Below are 23,425 nucleotides of genomic sequence, written 5' to 3'. Positions count from 1 at the left end.
CGAGCCGGGATTCAACATAACCTCAAGGCCGGGCAAGGCGAAGCCGCCGCCCGGCAATGTCTCTGAGCGGAGGTTACTTCTCCGGACTGGTTTTGCTTTTCTGCAGGGTTTCTTTCAGCTGGCCAATCAGCTCGCGACGAAAATCGCCGAGCCGCGGTTTATCATCGGCGAGCCACGGCAGCGGGCGGCACAGCTCCATCGCCTTGATCCCGAGGCGGGCGGTGAGCAGGCCGGCGCCGATGCCCTGCGCGGCGCGCGCCGACAACCGGGCCGCCAGATCCTGCGACATCCAGTCCATGCCCACCTCGCGCACCAGTTCGCTGGCGCCGGCGAAAGCGATATTCAGCAGCACCAGGCGAAACAGGCGCAGGCGGCTGTAATACCCGAGCTCAATGCCGTACAGGGTGGCAATCCGGTTGATCAACCGCAGATTGCGCCAGGCGATAAACGCCATATCCACCAGCGCCAGCGGGCTGACGGCGATCATCAGCGTCGACTCCGCCGCCGAACGGCTGATTTCCCGCCGCGCCTGAGCATCAAGCACCGGCTGCACCAGTTGGGCATAGAGGCTGACCACTTCCCGGTCGCTTTGCGTTTCGTGGATGGCGGCATACCAGCGCTGCAGCGCCGGATGCGACTGATCCAGCCCGGCCTGCTGCGCCAGCTTCTCACAAAAGGCTTTCCCTTTACCGACCGCGTGACTGTGCAGCATATCGCGGGCTTCATCGCGTTCGTGGGCGCGCTGGCGCAGTCGCCACAGGCGGCGCCACTCGGTGGCCACCGATCCGACGCCGGCGCCGACGATCAGCGCCCCGGCGACGCAGCCGCCCAGCGCAATCCAGTCCTGGGTCTGCCAGGCGTTGGCGGTCCACTGCACCCCTTGCGCCACGACGCTGACGCCGAAGATCGCCAGGCCAGCGCTGACCATCCGCCGCCACAGACTGCGTTTCGGCCGCAGCACTGACTCCACCACCGCCTCTGCCGCTCCCTCTTCCTCTTCGCCGGTCACCAGACGCGCCGGCGCGAAGTTATCGGCTTCCAGTCGGTCGAAGGCGCGAGCGCTTTTCAGCGGCGGCGTTTTTTCCGCCTGCAGCGGGCCATCAAAATCAATCCGCGGTTTTAACGGTTCGCTCATCGCAGTTTATCTCCAATCAAAAATTCCAGCGCCGCGTCGAGGCGAATGTGCGGCAAGGGCCGATCGACATCCATGACCTGCGGACGAAAGTTTTCAAACTGAAAGCCCTGCTGCTGCCAGAAGGCCTGGCCCGGCAGGCGCGCCGGCACCTCGCCGGGATAGATGGTCAACGGCTGGCCGTCGCTCAGCCGATTGCCGCGCAGGGCGGGAATTTTCTCGCCGTTCAGCTCAATCAGCCCGCTCTGGGTCGCCTGAATGGACGCCAGCCCCAGGCAATCCATACTGATCCCCTCGAAGGCGGCATTCTGCCATGCATCCTGGATCAACTGCTGCAGGAGCGACACCATATTGCTGTGCTGATCCACCGTGACGTGGTCGGCTTTGGTGGCAGCGAACAGCAGCTTGTCGATGACCGGCGAAAACAGCCGGCGAAATAAGGTGCGCTGCCCGTAATGGAAACTTTGCATCAGCTGGGTCAGCGCCAGGCGCATATCGTTAAACGCCTGCGGCCCGCTGTTGAGCGGCTGCAGGCAGTCCACCAGCACAATCTGCCGGTCGAAGCGCAGGAAGTGCTCTTTGTAGAACCCCTTCACTACCTTTTCGCAGTAGTACTTATAGCGTTCGCGCAGCATGCCGGCGTTGCTGTGTTTATCAGCTTGCGCCAGCTTGGCTTCGCCGACGGCGTCGACGTCTGGCCATGGGAAGAACTGTAGCGCCGGCGCGCCGGCCATTTCGCCGGGCAGGACAAAGCGCCCGGGCTGGATAAAGTGCAACCCTTCACGCTTACAGGCGTGCAGATAGTCCGTCCAGGCGGCGGCGATGTCGGCCAGACGGGCCTCGTCGGCAGGAGCCAGCGGATCCAGCCCCGCGCATAGCTGCCGCCAGCGGGCCGACCACTCTGCACGCTGTCCCTGCAGGAGTCCGGTCATCTGCCGCGACCAGCTCAGATAATCCTGCGCCAGCATCGGCAAATCGAGCAGCCACTCCCCCGGATAGTCGACAATCTCCAGATACAGCGTGGAGGTGTCTTTAAAGTGGCGCAGCAGGGAGTCATTGGAACGGTAGCGCAGCGCGAGACGGATCTCGCTCACGCCGCGCGTCGGGGTTGGCCACATGGGCGGCTGGCCGTACAGCTGGGCCAGCCCTTCATCGTAGGTGAATCGCGGAATGCCGAAGTCCCGCTGCGGCACGCGCTTGACCCCAAGCAGTCGCTCTTCTCGCGCGGCGCTCAGCAGCGGCAGGCGGGCGCCGGTGTGAATATTTAGCAGTTGGTTGACCAGCGCGGTGATAAACGCCGTTTTGCCGCTGCGGCTCAGGCCGGTCACCGCCAGGCGTAAATGCCGGTCAACCCCGCGGTTGACCAGCGCATTCAGTTCAGTTTTCAGTCGCTTCATCGCCAGTCCGTTATGCCCTGAAGGTGTGTCTCGTCATCATAAGCTATCCGCCGGGAATAAGCAGGACAACGTTAATCCTTTTGCGCCTTCCCCACGGCGGCGTTATTTCATCCCGCGCGTGACGCGGTTGGCCAGCCGGCTGAGCAGCGGCTCCAGCGCCACCGCCAGCAGCATTTTCAGCGGCCGCCGCGCGACCGATTTGACCGCCCAGCCGGCAACGCCCGCCGGGCCATAACGCAGCGCGGTCAGCAGCGCCAGCTTACCGACGATTTTCAGACCGGGCTTCACCTGCTGCCCGGCGCGTTGCCATTTGCTATTCATGCGTTGCCTCACTCGTTAACAACAGGGTTTACAGCTGACGAAAGCGGCTGCGCAGCGTAAAGGTGTCGGAGGTGACGTACCGTTCCATCTCACGCAGACGCTGTTCGCCGGAGGCCAGTTCGGCATCCACGGCGGCCAACAGATCGCCATTGCTCGGCGCTTTATGGCCGTACAGCTCACTGTCCGGCATCGGGTCCAGGGCGAAGGTCAGAATGATGTAGGCCACCAGGACGAAGAAAAAGAGGCCAAAAATCATCGCCAGCACGGTAATCAGGCGCACCAGCTTCACCGGGACGTCAAGATGCTGAGCAATGCCCGCGCAGACGCCCTTCACCATCCCGCGCTGCGGAATACGCCACAGTTTTTTATTCAGATCCAGTCCAGCCATTATTTGTCTCTCCAGTTCGGATGTTCGGCATCCAGGATCGCTTCCAGCGCCTGAATGCGCTCGCGCATCCGCTTCGCGTCATCGGTCAACTGCAGCAGCCGTTGCTGCTCATTTTGCGTCAGACTGCCGTTGGCGCCGCGATTGTTGTAGTGCAGCCATAGCCAGACCGGCAGAACAAACAGCACAAACAGCGTCAGCGGAATGGCGAGAAAAAGCATGCTCATGTGTACTCCTTACAGGGGGTGAGCCGCGGCGCAACGCCGCGCCGCGCAATCGTACTTACTGGTTGGACTGATTCATTTTGGCTTTCAACGCCGCCAGCTGCTCGCTGATTTCATCGTCCGCTTTCAGTTCGGCAAACTGCTGATCCAGCGTCTGCTGCTTGCCAAAGCGGTGGCTCTCCGCTTCCGCTTCCATCTGATCGATGCGACGCTCAAAGGATTCAAAGCGCGCCATCGCCTCATCCAGTTTACCGCTGTCCAGCTGGCGACGCACATCGCGCGACGAACTCGCCGCCTGATGACGCAGCGCCAGCGCCTGCTGACGAGCGCGGGTTTCGCTGAGTTTGTTCTCCAGCTCGCCAATCTCTTTCTTCATCCGCGCCAGCGTTTCATCCACCAGCTGCACTTCGTGGTCCAGCTGAGCAATAAGGTCGGTCAGCTTCTGTTTTTCGATCAGCGCCGCCCGGGCCAGATCCTCTTTCTCTTTGCGCAGGGCCAGCTCGGCCTTTTCCTGCCATTCCGCCTGCTGGGCGACCGCCTGCTCAATACGACGGGTCAGCTGTTTCTTTTCGGCCAACGCGCGGGCCGACGTGGAACGTACCTCAACCAGCGTGTCTTCCATCTCCTGGATCATCAGACGCACCAGCTTTTGCGGGTCCTCAGCTTTCTCCAGCAGGGAGTTGATGTTGGCGTTCACGATGTCGGCAAAACGAGAAAAAATACCCATAATTTCAGTCCTCATAGTTCTGGTTGCAGGCATTCACCTGTGGGTTAGCTAATACAAATGGCGTGCCAACTTTTTATCTTATTGATTTTAAACAGAGTGGTTGCGAATTGCGCAGGGCATTGCTACATTCACCTGGTTAATCCCACTATTTAATGGCGAAATTCATCATGGCGCAGTACAAGGATAATCTGCTGGGCGAGGCCAACAGCTTTCTCGAGGTGCTGGAACAGGTTTCCCGACTGGCTCCGCTGGATAAGCCGGTGCTGGTCATCGGCGAGCGCGGTACCGGGAAAGAGCTTATCGCCAACCGTCTGCACTACCTCTCCGCCCGCTGGCAGGGGCCGTTTATCTCGCTGAACTGCGCGGCGCTGAACGACAATCTGCTCGATTCGGAACTATTCGGCCACGAAGCCGGGGCCTTCACCGGCGCCAGCAAGCGCCATCCCGGGCGCTTCGAGCGCGCCGACGGCGGGACGCTGTTTCTCGATGAGCTGGCGACAGCCCCAATGCTGGTGCAGGAGAAGCTGTTAAGAGTGATTGAATATGGCGAGCTGGAGCGCGTGGGCGGCAGCCAGCCGCTGCAGGTTAACGTCCGGCTGGTGTGCGCCACCAACGCTGACCTGCCGCGCATGGTGGAGGAAGGCCACTTTCGCGCCGACCTGCTCGACCGTCTGGCCTTCGACGTGGTGCAGCTCCCGCCGCTGCGCGAACGGCAGAGCGATATCATGCTGCTCGCCAACCAGTTTGCCATTCAGATGTGCCGTGAGCTCGGCCTGCCGCTGTTTCCCGGCTTCAGCGAACGTGCCACCGCCACGCTGCTCGGCTACCGCTGGCCGGGGAATATTCGTGAACTGAAGAACGTCGTCGAGCGCTCGGTCTATCGCCACGGAGACAGCGAGCACGAGCTGGACGCCATTATCCTCAACCCTTTCCGTCAGACCGCCGCCTCCGAGCCGGAGACCGTGTCCGGGGACGAGCTGCCCGCCCTGCCGCTGGATCTGCGCGATTTTCAGCTACAGCAGGAAAAACGCCTGCTGCAGCGGAGTCTGCAGCAGGCGAAGTATCATCAGAAGCAGGCGGCGGAGCTGCTGGGGTTAACCTATCACCAGCTCCGCGCGCTGCTGAAAAAGCATCAGCTGTGAGAAGTGCGCGGCAGCAGCAGCGCGCTTACCGCCATCGCCCCCAGGCATAAGGCGGCGTTGAACCACAGGGCATACTGGGCGGCATGGGCCATGCCCAGCGGCAAAAACAGCGCGAAAAGTGACGCCGTCACGGCAATGCCCATCGCCCCGCCCAGCGAGCTGCCCATCTTGTAGATCCCCGAGGCGACGCCAATTTTGTTCTCCGGCGCGTTGGCCACCGCCGTATCCGTTGACGGCGTGGCGTAGCAGCCCAGGCCGAGGCCGAACAGCACGTTGCTGGCGAATACCACGCCGATATACAGCGCCTTATCGAGGAAGGTGCAGGATATCAGGCCGATGGCGATGGCGGTCAGCACCGGGCCGGCCATCATCGGCAGCCGGGCGCCATAGCGCTGCAGCAGCTTCTCGCCGACCCGGATCATCGCCAGGACGGTGACCAGATAGCCGAGGGTCATCATTCCGCTCTCCAGCGGCGTCAGGTGGTGCCCTTGCTGTAGCCAGATGCTGGCGATCATCATGGTGCCAATCGCCCCGTTGAGCAGAAAGTTCGATAGCACCGCCGCACCGTAGGCCCGGTTGCGAAACAGCGCAAAATCGATCAGCGCTGCCTCGCCTTTGCGCAGCCCGCTGCGAATAAACACCGCGCCAGCGATCAGCGCCCCCGCCAGCATGGTCAACGACAGCGGACTGGCCCAACCCCAGCCGTGGCCTTTGCTGATAAACAGGTTCACCAGCACCAGCCCGACGATCAGGCTCAGCAGGCCGCCAACGTCCAGCTTATGCTGGCTGGCGCTGGCGCTCCGGCTCTCCGGCGTGCCGCGCAGCAAAAACAACGCCAGCAGAGCGACGGCAATGGAGAAGACGAAGATCCAGCGCCAGCCCAGACCGGTGGCGATAGCTCCGCCAACGAAAGAGCACAGGCCGCTGCCGCCCCACGAGCCGATGACCCAGAAGCTGACCGCCCGCTGCCGCGCACGCCCCTCATACCAGGTCTTAATCAGCGCCAGCGTCGCCGGCATAATGCACGCCGCCGACAGCCCCTGCAGCACCCGGCCGGCGAGGAACAGCCCCGGCCCCTGGGCCAGTACCAGCATGGCGCTGCCGATGATGCTCAGCCCCAGTCCGAGGGTGGTCATCCGCATGCGGCCAAACTTGTCCGCCAGACCGCCGCTGGCCACCACGAAACAGCCGCTGAACAGCGCGCTGAGGCTGACGGCCAGAGTTAGGGTCTCAAGGGAAATATCAAGACTGCTTTTCATCGCCGGCACGACGTTAATCACCGACTGGGCAAACAGCCAGAAGGTTAAAACGCTCAGCACAATCCCTACCAGCAGACGATCGCTGCCGACAAAGGGGGTGTCGCTTACGGTGACAGTGCTCATTGCATGGCCCTCCCGTTTCCGGTGATTAACGCAGATAGTGTTCCGTCAGGCCGCACCACAGCGCCGCTCCGGTCAGCAACAGCGCGTCGTTGAAGTCATAGCCCGGGTTATGCACCATGCAGCGATCCGGCTCGTCGCCAGCGCCGATAGTGAAATAACTGCCGTGGGGGTGCTGCTCCAGCATGAAAGCGAAATCTTCACTGCCCATAAACGGCTTCACCTCGCCCACCTGCTCTGCGCCAAACAGCGCTGTCGCCACCTCCCGCACCATAGCGTTTGCCGCCGGATCGTTACGCAATACCGGGCTGCCGTTGACGTGGGTCAGCGTGGCCGTGGCGTTGAAGCTCTCCGCCTGGGCCACGGCAATGTCATGGATCCGCTGCAGCACGGTCTCGCGTACCTGCTCATTGAGGGTGCGCACCGTGAGCTTCATCAGCACGTGATCGTTAATGATATTGGGCGCATGTCCGGCCTGGATGCTGCCGACGGTCACCACCGCTGGCTCAAACGGGGTGATATTGCGCGAGACGATGGACTGCAGCGCGAGGGTAATATGGCAGGCCACCAGCGTGGCATCCACCGTATGCTCCGGCACCGCGCCGTGGCCGCCAACGCCCTTCACTTCAATATGCAGCGTATCGGAGGAGGCCATCATCGCCCCGTCGCGCAGGCCGATTTTACCCAGCGGCTGACCCGGCATATTGTGCAGGCCGAAGATGGCGTCGCAGGGGAACTGGTCAAACAGACCGTCCTCGACCATTACCCGCCCACCGTACAGCAACTCTTCCGCGGGCTGGAAAATCAGCTGCAGCGTCCCGTTAAACTGGCGTGTGCGCGCCAGATATTCAGCCGCGTAGAGCAGCGTGGTGGTGTGTCCGTCATGGCCGCAGCCGTGAAAGCGCCCTTCGACCTGGCTTGCCCACGGCTTCCCGCTCCGCTCCTGCATCGGCAGCGCATCCATATCGGCCCGCAGGCCGAGGCGTTTTTTTCCGTGGCCGACGCGCAGCGTGCCCACCACTCCGGTGCCCGCCAGGCCGCGGTGAACCTCGTATCCCCACTCGCCAAGCAGTCGGGCGACCTCGCTGCTGGTCTGATGCTCTTCAAAGCCGATCTCCGGCTGCTGGTGGAACCGGCGACGTAAGGCAATAAATTGCGCCTCGTTGACCTGCAAGGCTTCAAGCAACGGATGTGTCATTTTTTTTATTCCTGTGTTGTGTTTGCACGACACTTTCGAGTTTATGCGGGTGAAACAGCTTTCAGGCGCGGTTTTTTGTTTTATATTGACGAGAAATCAATGAGTGTTTTTCATACATATCGGTTATGACAAAAAACAACCGGTTTCTTTTTGTCGACAGAGGAGAGCCATGTGGAGCAGCATTCAGGCGACTTTAGCGTCACCGTGCGCGATGTGCGTCAGCTGAGCCAGCCGGAAAGCGATCTGCTGACGCTGCTGTGGGTGCTGGAGGGGAGCATAAATCTAACGGAGGCGGAAGGTGCGCCGCAGCAGCTTGCCGTCGACGAGCTGGCGATCGTTAACCGCAACCGTCGCTGGAGCCTGCGCAGCGCCGGGGGCAACGCGGTGATGATCCTGACCCTCGCCGCCAGCTGGCTGGCCCGCCTCGACACCACTTTTTTTGCCGTCGACTACCAGATATCGCCGCGCACCCGGGATGCCGATGACGGCCTGCGCCGCCTGATGCGCCAGCTGCTGGTGAGCGGCCTGGTCAATCATCCCGGCCATTACCGGCTGGAGGCCAACCGCTGGTTGAGCGAGATAGCGCTGCTGCTGGCCACGCGCTTCAGCCAGCCCATCGCTTCCACGCCACGGCGCGATTCTGAAAAATGGAGCCGGAGAATAGCCAGCGTGGTGGCGCGGATCGACGCCAACTTTCAGCGCCGTCTCTCTTTACAGGAGGTGGCGGCCGCAGAGTTTGTCTCCGAGGCCTGGCTGTCACGCCTGTTTCACAAGGAGGTTGGCGTCAGTTTTGTTCAGTACCTCACCGCGCTGCGCCTGCGCCACGCCGCCGACCAGCTGTTAACCACCCGCAAACCCGTTCAGCAAATTGCCCGCGAACAGGGGTTCGCCAGCACGCGAATGATGAGCGATCTGTTTAAGCGCCACCATGGCGTGACGCCGCGCCAGTATCGCGAGCAGTCCCCCCGGGAGCCTGGCCGACCGCGCCCCCCGCAGGGCGATCGCTGGCAGCCGGTGGCCGTGGACCGGCTCTACGCCCGCCTTAATGAGCCCGAACCACCCGACAGGGAGAGCCAGGCGCTGCTGATCAATCCGCCGCAAACCCGGGAGATCAACCTGCACCAGCGACCGGCGCGCGCCGCAGTGCTGCGCCATACCCGGATGGTGGTGACCGTGCGCGAGCTGGACGATCTGCTGCGGGAGGACGTGCGCCGCGAGCTGGAGCAGTTGCACCGCGTCCTGCCTGTGTATGCCATCGATATCAACGACGCCTTTCTCAGCAGCCGCCTGTTCGGCACCGGCTGGGACGATCCGCAGATGGCTGGCTACGCCTGCTGGTACAACCTGCAGCAGATCTTCAGCTGGCTGGCGGTGATGGGCTGGCAGGTGATCCTGCATACCGGGGTCACCACCCGCAGCGACCTGCTGCAGCGCTTCCTGCAACTCGCTGCCAACCATTTTCCGCCGGCGACGCTCAGCAGCTGGCGCTTTGTCTGGCACTGGTCGCCGCAGGCGAGCGAAGCGGCCCGCCAGGCCGCCTGGCGGCAGCAGCGCGAGGTTCTTCACCGTCTTCTGCCCCAGCCGCAGCTGGGGATCTGGCACCGCTTTGCCGCCAGCGCGCCCGGGGACGATCCCCTGTTCCACTCGCCGCTGCTGGCTGAAGCCGATTTTCTCGCCTGCCAGGCGGATGCCAACGAACAGCTCGATCTGGCCCAGGCGGACAGCAGCAGTCTGGCCTCCAGCGAGCACTATCCGGCGCATAAGCTGCGGCAGATCCACAGCGCCCTGCGTCAACGGCAGCTCAACCTGCCGCTATGGCTGCTCTCGTGGAATACGCTGACCGGCGATACGCGGGACACTAACGGGCGCTTTTTTCGCGGCGCGCTGTTGATGGATAATCTGCTGGGGGTCGCTGACCAGGTCTGGCTGGCGGGCTTCTGGTTAAATTCCGGCCTTCAGGGTGAAGCCCGCGCCAACGGCAAGCTGGATACCTCCAGCCTGGCGCTGCACTATCTGCACGGGCTGCCGCGCCCGGTTTACTGGGTGCTGTGGCTCTGGCGACGGCTGCGCGGCGAGATCCTGTTCCACGACAAAAACCTGCTGCTGCTCCATCATCAGGGGCACTACCAGCTACTGCTGCGCAATACGGTGGTCTACAACCCCTGGCTCTCCAGCGAAGCGGCTTTTATTCAACGCTTCAGCCAGCCGTACAGTGTGCGACTGCAGGGGCTCAAGGGCCGCTGGCGCGTCAAACAGCACCTGTTCGATCAGCACCACGGCGCGCTGTTCCCGCTGGTGGACGCCTTTCGCAGCCGCAGCGGCCCCGACGCCGAAGATTATCAGTGGCTGATGCATCAGGCTCGTCCGGCGCTCAGCGTGGAGGAGGCCCGGCTCGATGGCCACTGGCTGCGGGTCGACTCGCTGGAGAGCAACGCCCTGGCGCTGTACGAATTTACCCCTCAGCTCTCCTCCGGCGAGGATCCTGACGCCTGAAGCAAACCGTGAATTTTGCGCTGGCTCTCTGTCGTCGCCGGGTTGAAAACCAGCAGCGACAGATCGGGACGGCCTTCCACGGCAAAAGAGGTGAACTCCAGATCGAGCGGGCCCATCTGCGGGTGGTTAATGCGCTTATAGCCTTCACCGTGGCCAGCGACGTCATGGCTTTGCCAGAAACGGGCGAACTCGACGCTCTGCTGGCTGAGCTCCGCGATCAACTGGTCAGTTTCTTTCGTGGCGCCCATCCGCGTGACGTCGGCGCGGAAGGCGTTAACGATAAGCTGCCCCACCGTCTGCCAGTCCTCCAGGGTGCAGCGGGCCTCAGGCCGGGTAAACAGGCGGCGCAGCACGTTGCGCTCCGCCAGCGGCAGCTGGCCGTAGTCGGTCAGCACCCTGGCCGCCGCCGTGTTCCAGGCGATCACGTCCCAGCTGGCGGTACGGATAATCGCCGGAATGGTGAAGGCGTCCAGCACCCGCTGCAGCCGCGGCGTCATATCATCCGTGACCGTCAAACGGGTCTGCGGCGGATGGCCGAAGGCGAGAATAAACAGATGTTCGCGCTCCGGGGTGGTCAGCCGCAGACCGCGGGCGATCCGCTCCAGCACCTCGCGGGAAGGCGCCCCGCCGCGGCCCTGTTCAAGCCAGGTATACCAGGTCGGGCTGATGCTGGCCAGCTGGGCGACCTCTTCACGACGCAGGCCCGGCGTGCGCCGGCGTCCCGCCGGGAAGCCAAACGTCGCCGGGTCGAGACGCTGACGCCTGGCGCGGAGAAAATCACCTAAAGCATGATTGTCAGAAGTGTTCATCATCTGCCTGTGAGTCTGCCTGTTAGAATTTATACCCCGATAATGTCTCTACTTTTATAGTATGACATCGTGGGTAGGATACGCCTGAAAACCCGTTCAGGAGGTTCATGATGCGTATATTTCTTACCGGCGCGAGCGGATTTATCGGCTCGCGTATTCTTCCGGCGCTGCAGGCGTCGGGTCATCAGGTTATCGGCCTCGCGCGCAGCGACGCTACGGCGCAGGCCCTGGAAGCGGCAGGCGTCGAGGTGCATCGCGGCACGCTGGATGCCCCCGATTCGCTGCTGGCGGGCGTCGAGCGCGCCGACGCGGTGATCCATACCGCTTTCGACCACGACTTCAGCCGCTTTGCCGCCAACTGCGAGAAAGACCGCCAGGCGATCCTGACCATGGGCCAGGCGCTGCGCGGCAGCGAGCGGCCGCTGGTCATCACCTCCGGCACGCTGATGGGCGACGACGGGAGCGGCGCCCCGGCCCGCGAGTCGTGCTTTAACGCAGCGCACCCCAGCCCGCGCACCGCTTCAGAGCTCGCCGGCCAGCAGCTGCTGGAGGCGGGAGTGGACGTCCGGGTGGTTCGCCTGCCGCAGGTGCATGACACCGTGCGCCAGGGGCTGCTGACCTGCTATATCGAGCGCGCGGTCGCCAGCGGCGCGGTGGCCTTGCGCGGCGAGGGGAACAACCGCTGGTCCGCCGCCCATGTCGATGACGTCGCGCGCCTGTACGTCAGCGCCCTGCTGCAGGGCGCTGCGGGCGAACGCTACCATGCGGTGGCTGAAGAGGGGATCGCGTTACGGGAGATTGCCGCAGTCATCGCCCGGGGTTTAAATCTGCCGCTGACCCAGTTGGATGAGACGCAGGCCGACGCCTGGTTCGGCTGGTTTGCCCCCTTTACCGCCCTTGAGCTGCGCGCCAGCTCGGCATGGACCCGCGAGCGATTGCAGTGGCAGCCGGTCGGCCCCGGGCTGCTGGAGGACTTACGGAATATGGATTACCAAAAAGTGACGTTGTCACAATAAGCGAAGACGTTCCGCTCCTTTATTACACCCGACGGGTAGGGTTAGCCGCCCGTCGGACCATCTGCTTTCTCCCCGCTATACTGAATTTATCCTCGGCGTTAGCGTCGCTTCCACCGTCCGGTCAACCGCGGCCAAACAGAGCTGACTGGCGATATCGGCGATAAAAAGTTACCATGTTTCATTATACAGACTCGGTTCCGCGACTATTTTAATCAATTGACTGAATACTATACGCCCCCGGTAACCGCATTATCCCTCAGGCTTGTTGAAGGCGGTGGTGAATGTCTATGAATCTTAATAAGATAGAGTTCAACTCTATAATCAAACAGAAAATATGCGCCTGAAATTGTCATCTCTCCTGGCAGCGGTTTCCCTGCTGTGTGGGCAGGCTTTTGCCGCCCCTGCGCTCCCCGACCGCGCCGATATTCGCGACAGCGGTTTCGTCTATTGCGTCAGCGGCCAGGTGAATACCTTTAATCCGCAGAAAGTGAGCAGCGGACTGATCGTCGATACGCTGGCTGCGCAGATCTACGATCGCCTGCTTGACGTCGACCCTTATACCTATCGGCTGGTCCCCGAGCTGGCGGAGAGCTGGGAAGTCCTTGATAACGGCGCCACCTACCGTTTTCACCTGCGCCGCCACGTCCCGTTTCAACGCACGGCATGGTTCTCCCCGACGCGGGATTTCAACGCCGATGACGTGATCTTTACCTTTGGCCGCATCTTTAACCGCGATCATCCTTGGCACAACGTCAACGGCAGCAGCTTCCCCTACTTCGACAGCCTGCAGTTTGCCGACAGCGTGGAAAGCGTCCGCAAGCTCGATAATCAGACCGTGGAATTTCGCCTCAAGCGGCCGGACGCCTCATTCCTCTGGCATCTTGCCACCCACTATGCGTCGATTACCTCCGCCGAATATGCCGCCCGCTTAACGCAGGACGATCGTCAGGAACAGCTCGATCGCCAGCCGGTGGGCACCGGCCCGTTCCAGTTGTCAGAGTACCGCTCCGGACAGTATGTTCGCCTTCAGCGCCACCCCGGGTACTGGCGTGGCAAACCGTTGATGCCGCAGGTGGTGGTCGACCTCGGCTCCGGCGGTACCGGCCGCCTGTCAAAACTGCTGACCGGCGAATGCGACGTGCTGGCCTGGCCGGCCGCCAGCCAGTTGACGATCCTGCGTGACGACCCGCGCCTGCGCCTGACGCTGCGTCCGGGGATGAACATTGCCTGGCTGGCCTTCAACACCGCCAAGCCGCCGCTGGACAACCCGGAGGTACGCCACGCGCTGGCGCTGGCCATCAACAACCAGCGCCTGATGCAATCCATCTACTACGGCACCGCGGAGACGGCGGCGTCGATGCTGCCGCGCGCCTCCTGGGCCTACGATAACGACGCTAAGATTACCGAATATAATCCCCAGGAGGCTCGTGCTCGTCTGAAGGCGCTGGGGCTGGAAAATCTCACCCTCAAGCTGTGGGTTCCCACCAGCTCGCAGGCGTGGAACCCCAGCCCGTTGAAAACAGCCGAGCTGATCCAGGCAGATATGGCGCAGATTGGCGTCAAAGTAATCATCATGCCGGTGGAGGGGCGCTTCCAGGAGGCGCGGCTGATGGACATGAACCATGACCTGACGCTCTCCGGCTGGGCGACGGACAGTAACGATCCGGACAGCTTCTTCCGGCCGCTGCTGAGCTGCGCGGCGATCGCCTCGCAAACCAACTTTGCCCACTGGTGTAACCGGGAATTTGATGACGTGCTGCAAAAAGCGCTGCTCTCGCAACAGCTCTCCTCGCGGATGGACGCTTACAAAGAGGCCCAGCGCATCCTCGCCCGTGAACTGCCGGTCCTGCCGCTGGCCTCGTCGCTGCGGTTGCAGGCCTATCGCTATGATATGAAAGGCCTGGTGCTTAGCCCCTTCGGTAACGCTTCCTTCGCTGGCGTATCGCGGGAGAAAACCGAAGAGGTGAAAAAACCATGATTATTTTTACCCTGCGCCGTCTGCTGCTGCTGTTGGTCACCCTCTTTTTTCTGACCTTTGTCGGCTTCAGCCTGAGCTACTTCACCCCCCATGCCCCGCTGCAGGGCGCGACCCTGTGGAATGCGTGGCTGTTCTGGTTTGAAGGGGTACTACACTGGGATTTTGGCGTCTCCAGCATCAACGGCCAGCTGATTTCCGAGCAGTTGCGCGAGGTGTTCCCGGCGACCATGGAGCTGTGCATCCTCGCCTTCGGCTTTGCCCTGCTGATTGGCATTCCGGTGGGGATGATTGCCGGCGTGATGCGCAACAAATGGCCCGATACCCTGATCAGCGCCGTTGCGCTGGTCGGTTTTTCGATCCCGGTCTTCTGGCTCGCGCTGCTCCTGACCCTCTTCTTCTCCCTGACCCTCGGCTGGCTTCCGGTCTCCGGCCGCTTCGACCTGCTGTATGAGGTGAAAAACGTCACCGGTTTCGCGCTGATCGACGCCTGGCTTTCGGACTCACCGTGGCGCCATGAGATGATCGTCAGCGCCGCCCGGCATATGGTACTGCCGGTGCTGACCCTGGCGGTAGCCCCCACTACCGAAGTGATCCGCCTGATGCGCATTAGCACCAGCGAGGTCTATGACACCAACTACGTCAAGGCGGCCGCCACCCGCGGCGTGTCGCGACGCAAAATTCTACTGCGCCACGTGCTGCACAACGCCCTGCCGCCGGTGATCCCGCGCCTCGGCCTGCAGTTTTCCACCATGCTCACCCTGGCGATGATCACCGAGATGGTGTTCAGCTGGCCCGGACTGGGCCGCTGGCTGATCAACGCCATTCGTCAGCAGGACTACGCGGCGATCTCCGCCGGAGTAATGGTGATTGGCGCGCTGGTGATTATTGTCAACGTGATTTCCGATATTCTCGGTGCCATGGCTAACCCACTGAAACATAAGGAATGGTATGCCCTACGATAGCGTTTATCTGGAAAAGCGTCCGCCCGGCGCGCTGCGCACCGTATGGCGTAAATTCTATGGCGACACCACGGCGATGATCGGCCTGTACGGCTGCGCGGGGCTGCTGCTGCTCTGCGTCTTCGGCGGCTGGTTCGCCCCCTACGGCATCGACCAGCAGTTCCTCGGCTACCAGCTGCTGCCGCCATCGTGGTCGCGCTATGGCGAAGTCTCTTTCTTCCTCGGGACCGATGACCTGGGGCGCGATGTGCTCAGCCGGCTGCTGAGCGGCGCGGCGCCGACCGTCGGCGGCGCTTTTGTCGTCACCCTTGGCGCCACGCTGTTTGGCCTGGTGCTGGGCGTCATTGCCGGGTCGACCCACGGCCTGCGCTCGGCGGTGATGAACCATATCCTCGATACCCTGCTCTCCATCCCCTCGCTACTGCTGGCCATCATCGTCGTCGCCTTTGCCGGGCCGCACCTCAGCCATGCGATGTTTGCCGTCTGGCTGGCGCTGCTGCCGCGGATGGTGCGTTCCGTCTACAGCATGGTCCACGATGAGCTGGAGAAAGAGTACATCATCGCCGCCCGCCTCGACGGGGCGTCGACGCTGAATATTCTGTTGTTCGCCATTCTGCCCAATATCGCCTCCGGCCTGGTGACCGAGATCACCCGCGCCCTGTCGATGGCTATTCTGGATATCGCCGCGCTGGGCTTTCTTGACCTCGGCGCTCAGCTGCCTTCGCCGGAATGGGGAGCGATGCTGGGCGATGCGCTGGAGCTTATCTATGTTGCGCCGTGGACCGTGATGCTGCCCGGGGCCGCGATTATGCTCAGCGTACTGCTGGTCAACCTGCTGGGCGACGGTATTCGCCGGGCGATCATTGCCGGGGTAGAATAATGCCGTTACTCGATATTCGTCACTTAACCATCGAATTTAAAACCAACGAAGGCTGGGTGAAAGCCGTCGATCGCGTCAGCCTGACCCTGACCGAAGGCGAAATCCGTGGCCTGGTCGGGGAATCCGGCTCCGGGAAGAGCCTGATCGCCAAAGCTATCTGCGGCGTGACAAAGGACAACTGGCGGGTCACGGCCGACCGCATGCGCTTCGACGACATCGACCTGCTGCGGCTGTCGAACCGCGAGCGCCGAAAACTGATCGGCCACAACGTGTCGATGATATTCCAGGAGCCGCAGTCGTGCCTCGATCCCTCTGAGCGTATCGGCCAGCAGCTGATCCAGAGTATCCCCGGCTGGACCTACAAAGGGCGCTGGTGGCAGCGGCTGGGCTGGCGCAAGCGTCGGGCCATCGAGTTGTTGCACCGCGTCGGGATTAAAGATCACAAAGACGCCATGCGCAGCTTCCCCTATCAGCTGACCGAAGGCGAATGCCAGAAGGTGATGATTGCCATCGCCCTGGCCAACCAGCCGCGCCTGCTGATCGCCGATGAACCGACCAACGCCATGGAGCCAACGACTCAGGCGCAGATTATCCGCCTGCTGACGCGGCTCAACCAGAACAACAACACCACCATTTTGCTGATCAGCCACGACCTGCAGATGCTCAGCAAATGGGCGGATAAAATCAACGTCATGTACTGCGGGCAGACGGTGGAGAGCGGGCCCAGTGAAGAGCTGATCACCCTGCCGCATCACCCCTACACCCAGGCGTTAATCCGCGCGATCCCGGATTTTGGCAGCGCCATGCCGCATAAAAGCCGCCTCAACACCCTGCCGGGGGCGATCCCGCTGCTGGAGCAACTGCCCATCGGCTGTCGGCTGGGGCCCCGCTGCCCGTACGCCCAGCGCGAGTGTATTGAAACGCCGCGTCTTACCGGGGTGCGCAATCACCTGTACGCCTGTCATTTCCCGCTGAACATGGAGAAAGAGTGAAATGGTCGAAACATTGCTGGAAGTGCGCCAACTCAGTAAGACCTTTCGCTACCGCACCGGCTGGTTTCACCGCCAGACGGTGGAGGCGGTTAAGCCGCTGAGTTTTACCCTGCGCGAACGGCAGACGCTGGCGATTATCGGCGAGAATGGCTCCGGAAAATCCACCCTCGCGAAGATGCTGGCGGGCATGGTGGAGCCCACCAGCGGCGAGGTACTGATCGACGACCATCCGTTGACCTTCGGGGATTACTCCTACCGCAGCCAGAAAATTCGCATGATCTTTCAGGATCCGTCGACCTCGCTAAACCCGCGCCAGCGCATCTCGCAGATCCTCGATTTTCCGCTGCGGCTGAATACCGATCTCGACGCCGAAGCGCGACAGAAGCAGATCATCGACACCCTGCGCATGGTCGGCCTGCTGCCGGACCACGTCAGCTACTATCCCCATATGCTGGCCCCGGGTCAGAAGCAGCGTCTTGGCCTCGCCCGGGCGCTGATCCTGCGCCCGAAGGTCATCGTCTGCGATGAGGCGCTGGCCTCGCTGGATATGTCGATGCGCTCCCAGCTCATCAACCTGATGCTGGAGCTGCAGGAGAAACAGGGCATCTCCTACATCTATGTCACCCAGCACCTGGGCATGATGAAGCACATCAGCGATCAGGTGCTGGTGATGCATAACGGGGAAGTGGTTGAGCGCGGCAGCACCGCCGATGTGCTGGCCTCACCGCTGCACGACCTGACCCGACGTCTGATTGCCGGCCACTTCGGTGAGGCTCTCACCGCCGACGCCTGGCGCAAAGACGGCAAATAGCGTCGTCTCATTCACCTCGCCCGCTGACCTCACGCCGGCGCGTGGCCAGCGGTTCGCTTAAGGATGACCACCGCGCTGGCAATGTCCGGCGCCAGCCAACGATCGGCCTCCCAGCCAGGCACGCTTTCGCGCAGCAGGTCTCGCGCCCGGCGCGTGCCCGCGGCCAGCTTCTGCGGCTCGTGAAAATCGAGCCCCTGGGCAGCGAGTAAATATTCGATGCCGAGGATCTGATAGAGGTTGCCCAGCAGGCGCTGTAGTTTCAGCGCAGCGCTGGTGCCCAGGCTTAAATGATCCTCCTGCAACGCCGAGGTAACAAAATTATCCAGCACCGCCGGCTGCGCCAGCTGCTTGTTTTCCGCGCACAACGACGCGGCGACGTACTGGGCAATCATCATCCCTGAATTCACGCCCGGTCGGGCGACCAGGAACGCCGGCAGCCCGCTCACCAGAGGGTTCACCAGCCGATCAAGGCGTCGCTCAGCGATGGCCCCGAGCTCTGCCATGGCAATGGCCAGCAAATCGCAGGCCATTGCCACTGATTCGCCGTGCGGATGCGCCTGGGAGACCACCCGCCACTGCTCAACGGTCCCCAGGATCAGCGGATTATCGGTACAGGCGTTGAGTTCGATATTTATCTGCGTCTGCGCGTGGCTAAACTGATCGCGGCAGGCGCCATGCACCTGAGGCATCGAGCGAAGGCTTAGCGCATCCTGGGTGCGAAGTCCTTGACTTTCGGCCAGCAGAGGGCTGTCCGCCAGCAGCTCACGCAGCCGCTGGCCGCTGGTCTGGATACCGGGGCTGGCTTTCAGCGCCAGGATCTCGGCATCGAATGCCACAAGCTGGCCGCGCAGCGCTTCAAAACTCATCGCGCCGGTTACATCGGCCCAGTCCATTAAGCGCTCGGCGTCGTCTAACGCCAGACAGGCCAGACCGGTCATGCACGGCGTACCGTTGACCAGACTCAGCCCCTCTTTCGCTCCCGGCGCGATGGGCTGCAGATTCAGCTGCGACAGGACCTCTGCCGCAGGCCACGTTCGCCCCTGCCACAGCACATCGCCAACCCCCATCAGGGCCAGGCCAATATGCGCCATATGCGTTAAATAGCCAACTGACCCCTGGGAGGGCACCTGAGGGGTGACGCCATGCTGCAAAAACGCCAACAGTTGCTGCACTATCCCGGCGGAGATCCCGGATTTACCGTGGCTGAAATTGGCCACCGCGGCGCACATAATTGCCCGGGTTGGGGCGACCTCCAGCAACGGTCCCACCCCGCAGGCATGGCTGAGCAACGTATTGCGCGACAGCTGGTGCAGCTGCGCTTCCGGCAGCGTAATATTGCACAGCGCCCCCAGCCCGGTATTGATCCCATAGGCTACCTGGCCGGCTTTAACGATATGCTGGACGATCGCCCGTCCTTGCGCGATACGCGCCCAGGCGCTGTCGCTGAGGCTCAAGGTCGCCTCGCCCCGGGCGACGCAAGCCACCTCCTGCCAGCGTATCGGCGCATCGCCCCACTGGATCATTTTCATACGACCTGTCCTGGCTGTTGATGGCTGGAGATAAATTGCTTAAAGCGCGCGGATCCCTTGCTGCCAAACAGCGCCTCAGGCGCGCCGTCGCAGTCAATCGTCCCCTGGTGCATAAAGACCACCCGGTTGGAGACATGGCGGGCGAATCCCAGCTCGTGGGTGACCACCAGCATCGTCCGTCCCTCCTCCGCCAGGCTGCGCATCACCTTTAGCACCTCGCCGACCAGTTCAGGATCCAGCGCTGAGGTGGGTTCATCAAAGAGCATGACGTCCGGCTCCATCGCCAGCGCGCGGGCTATCGCCACGCGCTGCTGCTGGCCGCCGGAGAGCTGCGCCGGATAAAAATCCTTTCGGTTCAACATCCCCACCCGCTCCAGCAGCTGCTCGGCCTGTTCAATGCAGGTCCGTTTATCGCGTTTGAGCACATAATGCGGCCCCTCAATGACATTCTGCAGGACCGTCATATGCGACCACAGGTTAAAACTTTGGAAGACCATCCCCAGCCGCGAGCGCAGGCGCTCTATCTGCCGGGGATTCGCCGCCAGCCGATGCCCGCGAGCGTGGTGTTTCATTTCAATCGTCTCCCCGCCGACGCTGACCACTCCGGCATCGGGCGTTTCCAGCAGGTTAATGCAGCGCAGCAGCGTACTTTTACCGGAGCCGCTGGCGCCAAGGATCGAAATAACATCGCCCTGCTGCGCCTGGATGGTGATCCCCTTCAGAACATCCAGGGAGCCAAAGGACTTATGAATATCGCTGACCGATAAGGTCACCGGACGTGAATCGAGCATCTTACTCTCCTTTGGTTATCGGCTTGAGCGACACGGTCGCCGGATTTGGCCGGGTATGCGGGGTTAAACGCCGTTCAAGCAGGGCGTACAACTGCACAATGATGAAATTGAGCAGCAGGTAGATGGCCGCCGCGCAGAGAAATACCTCCATCGTCCGGTAGGTACGCTGAATAATCTGTTGGGCCACCCCCGTGACGTCCCAGACGGTCACCAGGCTTGCCAGCGCCGTCGACTTGACCAACAAAATGGCCTCCGTGGAGTAGGCTGGCAGCGCATAGCGCAGCATCACCGGGGCAATGATCCGCCGCAGCAGCAGCCAGCGCGACATACCGCAAGCCTGGCCGGCTTCAATCTGACCCGGCGGTATCGCCAGCAACCCGCCGCGCAGAATTTCCGCGGTATAGGCCGCCGTACAGAGCGCCAGCGCCAGAACGGCGCAGATGAAGGGTTCGCGCAGCAGCGGCCACAGGAAACTGTGGCGGATCACCCCAAACTGACCCAGCCCGTAATAAATGAGAAACAACTGGATCAGCAATGGCGAGCCGCGAAAGATCAGGATATAGCCTTTGGCGAAGCCGCTTGCCAGCGGCCAGCGGCTCATTCGCAGCGCCAGAACGCCAAGGGCCAGCACGCCGCCAAGCATAAAAGAGCAGATAAAGAGCCCCAGCGTCACCGGCAGCGCCGCGCCGAGCTTCAACAACGTCTCACCGAGGAAGGCAAAATCGATAATCATACGGGCTCCTTACGCCTGCGCGGCGCTGCGACGCAGCCAGGCGCGGTTCAGATGGCTCTCCGCCCGGGTAAACGCGCGGTTAGAGAGCAGCGTCAGGATCAAATAGCAACCGCCGCCGATGAGATAGAACAGGAAATAATCGCGGGTAGAGCCAGCGGCAATCTGGCTGGCGCGCATGAGTTCAACCATCCCGGTCACTGATACCAGCGCCGAATCTTTGAGGCTCATCTGCCAGACGTTGGACAACCCCGGCAGCGAATAACGGACAATCTGCGGCAGCAGGATGCGCTGCAGGATCCGCCAGCGCGGCATGCCAATGGCGGTAGCTGCCTCCACTTCACCGGGCATCAACGCCAGGCGAGCAGCACGGTAGACTTCCGCCTGATACGAGGAGGAGATCAAACCAATCGCCAGGGCGCCAATAAGAAATGGCGGCACCTCAATAAAGCCGTCTGCGCCAAACAGGCGACCCAGCCATGAAATCATCCCTGAGCCGCCAAAATAGAACAGATAGATCACCAGTAATTCAGGGATTCCGCGGAATACCACCGACCAGGCGGCGCCGAACCAGCGCGCTGGCGCGTGCCGGGACAATTTCGCGGCGGCGATGACGCCGCCCACGCCCGCACCGACGGCCAGCGCTGCAAGCGACAGCAGCAACGTGGTCAGCGTTGCGCTGAGGATCAGCGTCCCCCACCCGTTTTCACCCAAACTCAGAAGATTTAACATGGTTGCCTCGCTCAGGGAGTCACGTCGCTTTTAAACCATTTCTCACTCAGTTTTTTTACCGTCCCATCGGCCAGCGCCGCCTGAATGGCGCTATCCAGTTTCGCTTTGAGATCGGTATCGGTAAGGCGCACACCCATCGCCTCACCGCCTCCCCAGATTGGGCCGCTCATCAGCGGACCGCTCAATGCCAGATTGCTATTCTCCGGACGCGACAGGGTGGTGTTGGCAAAGGTAATATCATCAAACACCGCATCGATGCGCTCAGCCTGCAGGTCGAGGATCGCATCCGCTGAGTTGTTATATTCCCGGACGTCAGCGATATCCTTGAAATACTTATCAATAAACGGGGTGTAGACGGTACCGGAAGCGATGCCGATGGTTTTCCCTTTCAACGCCGCGCGCAGAGGCGCAATCGCCGCCTGAATCTCTTTCTCATCATCATGAAGTTTGACCGCCGGGGACGGCGGTAGCAGCGACCCTTTTACCGCAATGAAAGAGGCCGGCGTGGCAGCGTATGCCTGGGTAAACGCCACTACCTTCGAACGCTCTGGGGTGACGACGATAGCATCCATGATCACGTCATATTTTCCGGCGTTAAGTCCGGCAATCATGCCATCCCAGTTCTGCACCACCAGTTTGCATTCGATCTGCATTCGCTGGCATAAATTCGCCATTAGCTCGGGCTCGAAGCCGCTGAGTTTCCCTCCGGGAAGCGTCAAATTCCAGGGCTCATAGCCGCCTTCCGTAGCGATGGTGATCGATTTCCACTCTTTAGCGTATGTTGAGCCACCAGACAGCAGTAGCCCCGAAAACAGGGTGACCAGGCAGGCCTGGCGGAAAGTAATACGCTGTTGCATTTTCATTCTCCCGATCGCGTTTTGTCATGATGGCTCTGGTCACGGCGATAAGATAATTCGCAGATGACTGCTCATGTATATACAAGCATTGACAAACCCGCACACGCGCTCAATGATGGATTTGTGAGCCCTGTTGTAAATAATTTGTAAGCACATTGAGACAAGCGTGTAACAAATACTATCCACTCCAGATTTCCGCCGAGCAAACTATGATCACGTATTTTGATTACGCTACTTTACCCGTCACGCCGTGGAAGAACGGTGCCGGCGCCACGCGGGAAATTATCGCCGTTCCTTCCGTAGATGCCCCTTTTCTCTGGCGCGCGAGCATTGCCACCCTGCAGGCCGATGGCCCTTTCTCCCCCTTTCCCGGGGTCGACCGGACGATCGTCCTGCTGGCGGGGCAACCGCTACGGCTGCGCGGGGAGGAGATCGACCATCCGCTGGCGCTCTGGCAGCCGTGGGCATTCCCCGGCGAATGGGAGCTGTCCAGCGTCGGGATCGTTGAGCCTGGACTGGACTTCAATGTCATGACCCAGCGGGGTCGAGCCTCAGCGAAGGTTGAAGTGGTGAGCGACCGGCAGCGAGCGGCCACCGAAGGCGTCGCTTATGTGCTGCAGGGGGAGTGGGATCTGGCCGGGCGGCGCTGCGCCGCCGGCAGCGGTCTCTGCTGGCGCGGCAACGCCCCGGGCGAGCTGCGGCCTCTCGGCGCCGATGGGCGCCTCCTGCTGGCGACGATTGCGCTCAAATAATCAGCTGAGAAAAGGGTATACTTGAGCCATCACGATCGGCTTTTGCCCCGCGCGGCGCGGGCCGGCTGAAAAATATCGTGACACAAGGGGTCGTCAGTGGGATATAATTCCCGGCTAAATTTGAGTTATTTTGAAATAACAATGTTAACGTTATGATTGTTAAAGTAAAAATAAGCAATAACGATAAGGAT

At 61.6% G+C, this 23,425-nt stretch carries 23 protein-coding genes; 9 read left to right on the top strand and 14 right to left on the bottom strand.

Annotated features, from left to right (window positions below; all coding sequences use genetic code 11):
• Positions 1-73 precede the first annotated feature (73 nt).
• The 6 genes from ABLU50_RS04085 to pspA all read right to left on the bottom strand — a co-directional run bounded on the left by ABLU50_RS04085 (position 74) and on the right by pspA (position 4,186).
• The gene (locus ABLU50_RS04085; RefSeq protein ID WP_017900790.1) at positions 74-1,135 is read right to left on the bottom strand and encodes a YcjF family protein; all 1,062 of its coding nucleotides are present in this window, start codon (positions 1,133-1,135) and stop codon (positions 74-76) included.
• Positions 1,132-2,529, bottom strand: coding sequence for a YcjX family protein (locus ABLU50_RS04080; protein ID WP_017900791.1), 1,398 nt, complete (start codon positions 2,527-2,529; stop codon positions 1,132-1,134). The genes ABLU50_RS04085 and ABLU50_RS04080 overlap by 4 nt, the downstream gene beginning before the upstream one ends.
• Before the next feature lie 102 nt (positions 2,530-2,631).
• Positions 2,632-2,850, bottom strand: coding sequence for a phage shock protein PspD (gene pspD, locus ABLU50_RS04075; RefSeq protein WP_002901915.1), 219 nt, complete (start codon positions 2,848-2,850; stop codon positions 2,632-2,634).
• A 28-nt stretch (positions 2,851-2,878) separates the two neighbouring features.
• Entirely contained in the window at positions 2,879-3,238 is a 360-nt protein-coding gene (gene pspC, locus ABLU50_RS04070) for an envelope stress response membrane protein PspC (RefSeq protein ID WP_004203911.1), read from the bottom strand.
• Complete coding sequence (pspB, locus tag ABLU50_RS04065; protein ID WP_002901911.1) at positions 3,238-3,462, bottom strand: envelope stress response membrane protein PspB; 225 nt, start codon at positions 3,460-3,462, stop codon at positions 3,238-3,240. Before pspB ends, pspC begins: the two co-directional genes overlap by 1 nt.
• Positions 3,463-3,517: 55 nt before the next feature.
• Positions 3,518-4,186: a phage shock protein PspA gene (gene pspA / locus ABLU50_RS04060; RefSeq protein WP_004203910.1), complete on the bottom strand. Its 669-nt coding sequence runs from the start codon at positions 4,184-4,186 to the stop codon at positions 3,518-3,520.
• A 152-nt stretch (positions 4,187-4,338) separates the two neighbouring features.
• On the opposite strand from pspA, the gene pspF reads away from it, so the two are divergent.
• Entirely contained in the window at positions 4,339-5,328 is a 990-nt protein-coding gene (pspF, locus tag ABLU50_RS04055) for a phage shock protein operon transcriptional activator (RefSeq protein ID WP_074195238.1), read from the top strand.
• Here pspF and ABLU50_RS04050 read toward each other — a convergent pair.
• Together ABLU50_RS04050 and ABLU50_RS04045 are read right to left on the bottom strand one after the other, a co-directional pair.
• On the bottom strand, positions 5,319-6,710 hold the full coding sequence (locus ABLU50_RS04050; protein WP_087832813.1) for an MFS transporter: 1,392 nt from the start codon (positions 6,708-6,710) through the stop codon (positions 5,319-5,321). The two genes, pspF and ABLU50_RS04050, sit on opposite strands and share 10 nt — an antisense overlap.
• A 25-nt stretch (positions 6,711-6,735) precedes the next feature.
• Entirely contained in the window at positions 6,736-7,905 is a 1,170-nt protein-coding gene (locus ABLU50_RS04045) for a M20 aminoacylase family protein (RefSeq protein WP_060656242.1), read from the bottom strand.
• 171 nt (positions 7,906-8,076) lie between these two features.
• On the opposite strand from ABLU50_RS04045, the gene ABLU50_RS04040 reads away from it, so the two are divergent.
• Positions 8,077-10,398 carry a helix-turn-helix domain-containing protein gene (locus ABLU50_RS04040; RefSeq protein ID WP_087832812.1) on the top strand — a complete coding sequence of 774 codons (2,322 nt, stop codon included), beginning with the start codon at positions 8,077-8,079 and terminating at the stop codon, positions 10,396-10,398.
• Here the strand turns inward: ABLU50_RS04040 and ABLU50_RS04035 are convergent.
• Positions 10,365-11,207, bottom strand: coding sequence for a helix-turn-helix transcriptional regulator (locus ABLU50_RS04035; protein WP_064150225.1), 843 nt, complete (start codon positions 11,205-11,207; stop codon positions 10,365-10,367). The two genes, ABLU50_RS04040 and ABLU50_RS04035, sit on opposite strands and share 34 nt — an antisense overlap.
• A gap of 107 nt (positions 11,208-11,314) precedes the next feature.
• Between ABLU50_RS04035 and ABLU50_RS04030 the strand changes: the two genes are divergently transcribed.
• The 6 genes from ABLU50_RS04030 to sapF all read left to right on the top strand — a co-directional run bounded on the left by ABLU50_RS04030 (position 11,315) and on the right by sapF (position 17,843).
• A complete protein-coding gene (locus ABLU50_RS04030; protein WP_072140440.1) occupies positions 11,315-12,223 on the top strand; it encodes an SDR family oxidoreductase in 909 nt (302 codons plus the stop codon).
• Between the two features lie 334 nt (positions 12,224-12,557).
• A complete protein-coding gene (gene sapA / locus ABLU50_RS04025) occupies positions 12,558-14,201 on the top strand; it encodes an ABC transporter substrate-binding protein SapA (RefSeq protein ID WP_032455881.1) in 1,644 nt (547 codons plus the stop codon).
• The gene (sapB, locus tag ABLU50_RS04020) at positions 14,198-15,163 is read left to right on the top strand and encodes a putrescine export ABC transporter permease SapB (RefSeq protein WP_017900865.1); all 966 of its coding nucleotides are present in this window, start codon (positions 14,198-14,200) and stop codon (positions 15,161-15,163) included. Before sapA ends, sapB begins: the two co-directional genes overlap by 4 nt.
• Complete coding sequence (gene sapC / locus ABLU50_RS04015) at positions 15,150-16,040, top strand: putrescine export ABC transporter permease SapC (protein WP_004151901.1); 891 nt, start codon at positions 15,150-15,152, stop codon at positions 16,038-16,040. The genes sapB and sapC overlap by 14 nt, the downstream gene beginning before the upstream one ends.
• On the top strand, positions 16,040-17,032 hold the full coding sequence (gene sapD, locus ABLU50_RS04010; protein WP_004203899.1) for a putrescine export ABC transporter ATP-binding protein SapD: 993 nt from the start codon (positions 16,040-16,042) through the stop codon (positions 17,030-17,032). The genes sapC and sapD overlap by 1 nt, the downstream gene beginning before the upstream one ends.
• A gap of 1 nt (position 17,033) precedes the next feature.
• Positions 17,034-17,843: a putrescine export ABC transporter ATP-binding protein SapF gene (gene sapF / locus ABLU50_RS04005; protein WP_004203898.1), complete on the top strand. Its 810-nt coding sequence runs from the start codon at positions 17,034-17,036 to the stop codon at positions 17,841-17,843.
• A 29-nt stretch (positions 17,844-17,872) separates the two neighbouring features.
• Here the strand turns inward: sapF and hutH are convergent, their stop codons facing one another.
• The 5 genes from hutH to ABLU50_RS03980 are packed head-to-tail and all read right to left on the bottom strand — an operon-like array spanning position 17,873 to position 22,482.
• Positions 17,873-19,372: a histidine ammonia-lyase gene (hutH, locus tag ABLU50_RS04000; RefSeq protein ID WP_087832811.1), complete on the bottom strand. Its 1,500-nt coding sequence runs from the start codon at positions 19,370-19,372 to the stop codon at positions 17,873-17,875.
• Positions 19,369-20,163: an ATP-binding cassette domain-containing protein gene (locus ABLU50_RS03995; RefSeq protein WP_060657071.1), complete on the bottom strand. Its 795-nt coding sequence runs from the start codon at positions 20,161-20,163 to the stop codon at positions 19,369-19,371. Before ABLU50_RS03995 ends, hutH begins: the two co-directional genes overlap by 4 nt.
• Position 20,164: 1 nt before the next feature.
• Complete coding sequence (locus ABLU50_RS03990; RefSeq protein WP_004203893.1) at positions 20,165-20,896, bottom strand: ABC transporter permease subunit; 732 nt, start codon at positions 20,894-20,896, stop codon at positions 20,165-20,167.
• A 9-nt stretch (positions 20,897-20,905) separates the two neighbouring features.
• Entirely contained in the window at positions 20,906-21,625 is a 720-nt protein-coding gene (locus ABLU50_RS03985; RefSeq protein WP_004203892.1) for an ABC transporter permease subunit, read from the bottom strand.
• Between the two features lie 11 nt (positions 21,626-21,636).
• Positions 21,637-22,482: a transporter substrate-binding domain-containing protein gene (locus ABLU50_RS03980; protein WP_004203890.1), complete on the bottom strand. Its 846-nt coding sequence runs from the start codon at positions 22,480-22,482 to the stop codon at positions 21,637-21,639.
• Between the two features lie 209 nt (positions 22,483-22,691).
• Between ABLU50_RS03980 and ABLU50_RS03975 the strand changes: the two genes are divergently transcribed.
• Positions 22,692-23,234 carry a HutD family protein gene (locus ABLU50_RS03975; RefSeq protein WP_060657070.1) on the top strand — a complete coding sequence of 181 codons (543 nt, stop codon included), beginning with the start codon at positions 22,692-22,694 and terminating at the stop codon, positions 23,232-23,234.
• The last annotated feature ends 191 nt before the right edge of the window (positions 23,235-23,425 follow it).

The organism is Klebsiella sp. GG_Kp173 (genome assembly GCF_040062415.1).
GTDB lineage: Bacteria > Pseudomonadota > Gammaproteobacteria > Enterobacterales > Enterobacteriaceae > Klebsiella > Klebsiella quasipneumoniae.
This window is presented reverse-complemented; position numbering and strand designations above follow the sequence as displayed.

Excerpts from the sequence above, each read along its gene's own strand:
- ABLU50_RS04085 (WP_017900790.1), bottom strand. The coding sequence starts at position 1,135 with ATGAGCGAACCGTTAAAACCGCGGATTGATTTTGATGGCCCGCTGCAG.
- ABLU50_RS04080 (WP_017900791.1), bottom strand. The coding sequence starts at position 2,529 with ATGAAGCGACTGAAAACTGAACTGAATGCGCTGGTCAACCGCGGGGTT.
- pspD (WP_002901915.1), bottom strand. The coding sequence starts at position 2,850 with ATGAATAGCAAATGGCAACGCGCCGGGCAGCAGGTGAAGCCCGGTCTG.
- pspC (WP_004203911.1), bottom strand. The coding sequence starts at position 3,238 with ATGGCTGGACTGGATCTGAATAAAAAACTGTGGCGTATTCCGCAGCGC.
- pspB (WP_002901911.1), bottom strand. The coding sequence starts at position 3,462 with ATGAGCATGCTTTTTCTCGCCATTCCGCTGACGCTGTTTGTGCTGTTT.
- pspA (WP_004203910.1), bottom strand. The coding sequence starts at position 4,186 with ATGGGTATTTTTTCTCGTTTTGCCGACATCGTGAACGCCAACATCAAC.
- pspF (WP_074195238.1), top strand. The coding sequence starts at position 4,339 with ATGGCGAAATTCATCATGGCGCAGTACAAGGATAATCTGCTGGGCGAG.
- ABLU50_RS04050 (WP_087832813.1), bottom strand. The coding sequence starts at position 6,710 with ATGAGCACTGTCACCGTAAGCGACACCCCCTTTGTCGGCAGCGATCGT.
- ABLU50_RS04045 (WP_060656242.1), bottom strand. The coding sequence starts at position 7,905 with ATGACACATCCGTTGCTTGAAGCCTTGCAGGTCAACGAGGCGCAATTT.
- ABLU50_RS04035 (WP_064150225.1), bottom strand. The coding sequence starts at position 11,207 with ATGAACACTTCTGACAATCATGCTTTAGGTGATTTTCTCCGCGCCAGG.
- ABLU50_RS04030 (WP_072140440.1), top strand. The coding sequence starts at position 11,315 with ATGATGCGTATATTTCTTACCGGCGCGAGCGGATTTATCGGCTCGCGT.
- sapA (WP_032455881.1), top strand. The coding sequence starts at position 12,558 with ATGCGCCTGAAATTGTCATCTCTCCTGGCAGCGGTTTCCCTGCTGTGT.
- sapB (WP_017900865.1), top strand. The coding sequence starts at position 14,198 with ATGATTATTTTTACCCTGCGCCGTCTGCTGCTGCTGTTGGTCACCCTC.
- sapC (WP_004151901.1), top strand. The coding sequence starts at position 15,150 with ATGCCCTACGATAGCGTTTATCTGGAAAAGCGTCCGCCCGGCGCGCTG.
- sapD (WP_004203899.1), top strand. The coding sequence starts at position 16,040 with ATGCCGTTACTCGATATTCGTCACTTAACCATCGAATTTAAAACCAAC.
- sapF (WP_004203898.1), top strand. The coding sequence starts at position 17,034 with ATGGTCGAAACATTGCTGGAAGTGCGCCAACTCAGTAAGACCTTTCGC.
- hutH (WP_087832811.1), bottom strand. The coding sequence starts at position 19,372 with ATGAAAATGATCCAGTGGGGCGATGCGCCGATACGCTGGCAGGAGGTG.
- ABLU50_RS03995 (WP_060657071.1), bottom strand. The coding sequence starts at position 20,163 with ATGCTCGATTCACGTCCGGTGACCTTATCGGTCAGCGATATTCATAAG.
- ABLU50_RS03990 (WP_004203893.1), bottom strand. The coding sequence starts at position 20,896 with ATGATTATCGATTTTGCCTTCCTCGGTGAGACGTTGTTGAAGCTCGGC.
- ABLU50_RS03985 (WP_004203892.1), bottom strand. The coding sequence starts at position 21,625 with ATGTTAAATCTTCTGAGTTTGGGTGAAAACGGGTGGGGGACGCTGATC.
- ABLU50_RS03980 (WP_004203890.1), bottom strand. The coding sequence starts at position 22,482 with ATGCAACAGCGTATTACTTTCCGCCAGGCCTGCCTGGTCACCCTGTTT.
- ABLU50_RS03975 (WP_060657070.1), top strand. The coding sequence starts at position 22,692 with ATGATCACGTATTTTGATTACGCTACTTTACCCGTCACGCCGTGGAAG.